At 62.1% G+C, this 5,490-nt stretch carries 4 protein-coding genes; 2 read left to right on the top strand and 2 right to left on the bottom strand.

Features of this window, described 5'->3' with window-relative positions:
- The coding region (locus tag H5U38_01415; GenBank protein MBC7185672.1) for a Tat pathway signal protein at positions 1–773 on the top strand (773 nt) is incomplete at its 5' end.
- Positions 774–886: 113 nt separating this feature from the next.
- Complete coding sequence (locus H5U38_01410; GenBank protein ID MBC7185671.1) at positions 887–4,042, top strand: discoidin domain-containing protein; 3,156 nt, start codon at positions 887–889, stop codon at positions 4,040–4,042.
- Between the two features lie 45 nt (positions 4,043–4,087).
- On the opposite strand, the gene H5U38_01405 is transcribed toward H5U38_01410, so the two are convergent.
- Entirely contained in the window at positions 4,088–5,263 is a 1,176-nt protein-coding gene (locus H5U38_01405; protein ID MBC7185670.1) for a gamma-glutamyl-gamma-aminobutyrate hydrolase family protein, read from the bottom strand.
- Positions 5,263–5,490, bottom strand: a 228-nt coding sequence (locus H5U38_01400) for a prolyl oligopeptidase family serine peptidase (protein MBC7185669.1), incomplete at its 5' end; no start/stop codon positions are given. The genes H5U38_01405 and H5U38_01400, both read right to left, overlap by 1 nt.

Below are 5,490 nucleotides of genomic sequence, written 5' to 3'. Positions count from 1 at the left end.
GGAAAGGCTACAACGAGGCTATGATCCTCTACATCTTGGCCCTGGGCTCGCCTACGCATCCTATTCCGCCCAGCGCCTGGCAAGCGTGGACCGCATCCTACCTCTGGGCTGAATTCTACGGCCAGGAGTTCATTAGCTTCGCCCCTCTGTTCGGGCACCAGTTCTCGCACTGTTGGATCGACTTTCGCGGCATCAAGGACGATTACATGCGCGCGCGGGGCATTGATTACTTCGAGAACTCGCGCCGCGCCACTTTGTCCCAACGGGCCTACGCCATCCACAACCCGGCCGGCTTTCGCGACTATGGGCCGACCATCTGGGGTTTCTCCGCCTGCGACGGCCCGGGTGATACCACGCTCGTCATCGACGGCAGGGAACGACGCTTCATTGGCTACGGTGCGCGCGGGCCTTCTATCGACTGGACCAACGACGACGGCACCATTACGCCCACTGCCGTGGCCGGATCGCTTCCTTTCGCGCCGGAGATTTGCATCCCCACCTTGAAGCAGATGCGCGCCAAATACGGCGAGCTCCTTTGGACAGAGTTCGGCTTCCGCGATGCGTTCAACCCGACTTTCGCAACTACCAAGACCCCCCACGGTTGGTTTGACCACGACTACCTGGGCATCGACCAGGGGCCCATTGTGCTCATGACGGAAAACTTGCGCACCGGCTTGGTCTGGGAGGTGATGAAACGCAATCCGTACATCGTTGCTGGGTTGCGCAGGGCAGGCTTCTCCGGCGGCTGGCTGGAGTTGGCTTCAGCGCCGTGAGGGAGGAGCTCATACGACAGGAAGAGCGCCAGGGGCCGAGTGGTCAGTTACCTCTCTTGGGAGACGCACCGGCGAGTCATCCAACCTTTCTGACCTTCACGAGGATACGAACCATGAGAAAGCTTGGCATTGTTGTGGCCGCTTCTCTCACGATGCTGGTGCTGCAAGGGCGAGCGCAGGAGAGGCTGCTCGATGACTTTGAGCAGCTTCAAGGCTGGCAGCCGGTGACCTCAGAGGGAGCGCAGCTCAAGCTCCTTGCCGATCAAGGGCGCGCAGGCCAGGCCATGCTCATGGATTTCTCCTTTGGCGGAGGTTTTGGCTATGTCATTGCGCGAAGGCAGTTCGAGATAGAGTTGCCTGAAGACTACCAGTTTCTCTTCGACCTCCGCGGTGCCACGCCTATCAACAACTTTGAGTTCAAGCTCATCGACTCTCTCGGCAACGTGTACTGGGTGAAGAAGTTGAACGTCGAGTTCCCTGCCGCGTGGAAGACGATGCGCGTCAAGAGGCGCGACATCTCCTTTGCCTGGGGGCCTTCTGGCCCAGGGCAGCTCAAACGAGCCAAGTACGTCGAGTTCGTGGTTTCCACAGGAAGCGGCGGCAGTGGCAAAGTGTGGATCGATAACTTCCGCTTCGAGGTGTTGCACGCTCCTGCCGCACCGGCTACCCCTAAGGTTCGCGTGTCGGCGGCGCAAGGAGCCCCGCCTCGGCTGAATGCCTCCGCTGACACGCTCACGGGCTGGTCGGTGTCGGCCGCAAAGGCCACACAGTGGCTCGCCATTGATTTTGGCAGACTGAGGGAGATCGGCGGCCTTGTGCTGGACTGGGAACCCGGCGCTCATGCTAAAGACTATGCGGTGGATGTTTCCTCAGATGGCCGCGCCTGGGAGGAGCTCTACCGCGTGCGCGGTGGCAATGGCGGGCGCGACTATGTGCCGACCCCGGGGGCAGAGGGCAGACACCTGCGGCTGCGACTGCTCGTCTTCAGCGACAAGGTCTGCCGGCTCAAGCGCATGGTGGTCAAGGGGCCGGAGTTTTCCTCTTCGCCCAACGACCTCTTCCGCGCTCTGGCGAAAGAGACGCCCACTGGTAGCTTCCCGGCGTTTTTCTCCGATCGGCAAACTTATTGGACAGTGGTGGGGGTGAACGGCGACAGCGAGGAGGCGCTTATCAACGAGCACGGCATGATCGAGGTGGGCACGCGCTCCTTCTCGTTGGAGCCGTTTCTCTGGATTGGTGGACGCCTCGTCTGCTGGCACGACGTGGCAGCCAGCCAGACGCTTGCCGAGGGTTACTTGCCCATTCCCACGGTCACTTGGCAGGTGGGGGAGATGGCCAGGTTGTCCATCACCGCGGTGGCTACTGGAGATCCGGGGAACTCCATCCTCTTCGTGCGCTACAGGGTGGTGAATGAGGCAGCGCAGCCGGCAGTTGGGGCACTGTTTGTGGCGGTGCGACCCTTCCAGGTTACTCCCCCCTGGCAGACGCTGAATACCACCGGCGGGGTCGGCCGCATTGACACGATGAGCTACTCCTCCCAGGCGGCGGTTGTTGACGGCAGGACCATCCTTTCCCTCACACCGCCCGCCGATTTTGGCGCCACCACCTTCGACCGGGGAGACATCGCCGATTATCTGCAGCGCGGAGCTCTGCCGGAGCACAAGGCGGTCAGCGATCCGCGGCACCTGGCCTCGGCCGCCTTCCGCTATGATGTGCACCTTGCTCCTGGCGATTCTGCTGACTATGTGCTGGCCGTTCCGCTGCACGATGCATCCCTGAGCGCGGCGAGCATGCTGCGGGGTTGCTCCCCAGGTACGCTCTTCCAGGATCACCTGGCGCGTGCCGGCGAGGCATGGGTGCGCGAGCTTAACCGCGTGAAAATCAAAGTCCCGCCTGCAGCGGCCCCACTGGTGAACACGCTGCGCAGCAACATAGCCTACATCCTCATCAACCGCGACGGACCGAGCATCAAGCCTGGCTCGCGAACGTATGATAGGTCCTGGATCCGCGACGGTTCCCTGACTTCTACCGCCCTGCTGCAGATGGGCTTTCGCGACGAGCCGCGTGCCTTCATCGACTGGTATGCCAACTACCAGTATCCTTCTGGCAAGGTTCCGTGCGTAGTGGACGAGCGCGGGCCGGACCCTCTGCCTGAGCACGACAGCCACGGGGAGTTCATCTTTGCGGTCATGCAGTACTTTCGCTTCTCCGGCGACACCACGTGGCTGCGTGGCAAGTGGCCGCAGGTGGTGAAGGCAGCGCGCTACATCCAGAGCCTCCGCCGGGAGCGGAAGGGCGAAGAGTACCGGCTCGGACCGCCGGAGAAAAGGGTCCTATACGGGTTGCTCCCGGAGTCCATCAGCCACGAGGGCTACTCGGCCAAGCCCATGCATTCGTACTGGGACGACTTTTTCGCCCTGCGCGGTCTCAAAGATGCGACGCTCATGGCCGAGCTCTTGGGGGAGAAAGAGATAGCGGCGGAGTTTGGCCACGAGAGGGACGACCTGCGCACCGACCTCTACCACTCCGTGCGGCTGGCCATGAATCTCGCCGGCATCGACTACATCCCCGGCTGTGCCGAGTTGGGTGACTTTGATCCTACCTCCACGACCATTGGCGTTTGCCCAGGAGGCGAGCTCGGCCGCATCCCAGAACCGGAGCTACACAACACTTTCGAGCGCTATTTTCGCTTTGCCCAGGAGCGCCAGACCGGAACCCGCGACTGGGAGAACTATACCCCCTATGAACTGCGCGCCATTGGCACCTTTGTTCAGCTCGACCAGAGGGAGAGAGCGCACGAGCTACTGGCGTTCTTCATGAACGACCGCCGTCCGCCAGGTTGGAACCAGTGGGCCGAGGTGGTGTGGAAAGACCCAGTCGCCCCGAAGTTCATCGGCGACATGCCGCACACCTGGGTGGGCTCGGATTTTATCCGCTCGGTGCGGGCGGTGTTCGCCTACGAGGATGATGGGGGGAACCTCGTGCTGGCCGCGGGCATTCCCGCTGCCTGGCTTGAGGCACCGGGCGGCGTGGAGGTCGAAGACCTGCCCACCTACTTTGGCCTCCTTTCCTACACCGCCCGGCGGGAGGGGAAGGTGCTGCGGCTGAGCATCGAGCTTCGCCAGGGCGGGCAGGCGAAGGTGCTGGTCAAACCGGCGTACAAGGACCCCATTCGCCGCATAAGGGTCAACGGCAAGCCTCACAAGGAGCTTGGCCCCGCAGGGATACGCGTGACAAAGCTGCCGGCCCTGGTGGAAATAGAGTATTGAGTCCGCCTGAGGGGAGCCGTTTTTCAGAGCATGGAGGCGGCGTGCTCAGAGTCGGGAGCGGTGCCGCTCAGCCGCCTTGCCAAAGAACCAGATCCAGATCGCGCGATTGAAGGCGAGGCTCGGCGGGTCTGCCTCCAGCAGAGCACGGATGCTTGTCTCTTTTCCCTCAGGTGTGAATCGGAAGCGCTGCTCGGCGTCCCAGAGGATGGGAAAGTCCGGGTGGAATTGCACGCCCAGCACGTTCTTGAAGGTGCGGTGCGTAATAGCCTCCACCACGCGCCCGTCCATGCTGGTGGCCGCGACCATAATGCCTTTGCCCGGTTTATCTACCGCCTGATGATGGGAGCTGACCACCAACGGCATGTCTGAGGCGGGAAATCCCAAGGCATGGCAGAAGAGGCCGTCCTCTTTCAGTCGTATGTGGTGCAGGTGGTAGCCGAGCAGGCGAGCCTCTGGGTAGAGACCCCGATAGGGGTTGGTGTGCCAGCGCTCCGGGCCCAGGCGCAGTACGTCCTCGTAGGTCTGCTTGCCGTAGGTCACCTGCCAGATATCTTGCACAAGGGTGCCCCCGGTGGCCACGTTGATGGTCTGTGCCCCCAAGCAGATGCCCAACAAGGGGTAGTCCGGAGCCTCGGCCAGCAGAGGTTTGTGGGCGCTGCTCTGCGACCCTCCCAGCAGGTGAAACACGAAGGAGAGGTCCAAGTAGTGGCGGTAGACCTCTTTGATGGCAGTAGCCAGATGCGTTTTCTGCCCGTAGCATTCCGGGGGAATGTCCGGGCCACCGAAGAGGACGGCGCCGTCGCTGAGCCGGACGATCTGCACAAAATCGTTCCGGCAGGAGTTCTCCTCGTAGATGTTGGCGGGCGATAGCTCTCCGCTGACTTTGTGGAATTGCACCCAGTCGAGGTGCTGTTCCTCCACGTAGCGACGGGCTGCCTGGTAGTCGCCGGTTTCCCTCTCGTGGTACACGCCCACCACCAGCAGGTCTGTGGTGGGCATGAGGCCCTCGCGGCGTAAGGCGCTGAGCTCCTCCAGCGTGCCAGTTGTCGGGTAGAACACTGCGACGCACACCTGCTCAGGTGGGCTCTGCAGCTCGGCAAAGTAGCGTTCGCTGAGCTGGGCGTACACCTGAGCCGCGCCCAGCCAGGCGCAGGCGAGGAGGCCCGCCGCCAGGTACCTTGCTTTTCGCGTGGTCGTTTCTTTCTCTCTGTTGCGATTCATCACTTTCCTTCCCCTTCTTTGTCTTCCTCCTCCTTCTCCCAGGCCTTGATGCCGTCGGTGAGCCATGCTGGGGCGGGGGACTTTTTCAGGTAGTGGTCAAAGAACTCGGCCAGGCGCACGGTCCAGTCCTTCTGGTTCACCCGTTTGCGCAGGCCATGCTCTTCGCCGATGTAGTTGAACATGAACGCCGTCTTGCCAAGGCGGCGCAGTGCCATCATGTACTCGAT

This window comes from Calditrichota bacterium (genome assembly GCA_014359355.1).
In the GTDB taxonomy this organism is placed as follows: Bacteria; Zhuqueibacterota; Zhuqueibacteria; order JANLFK01; family Oleimicrobiaceae; genus Oleimicrobium.
The sequence above is the reverse complement of the archived record's forward strand: the minus strand, read 5'-3'. Positions and strand labels throughout refer to the sequence as shown.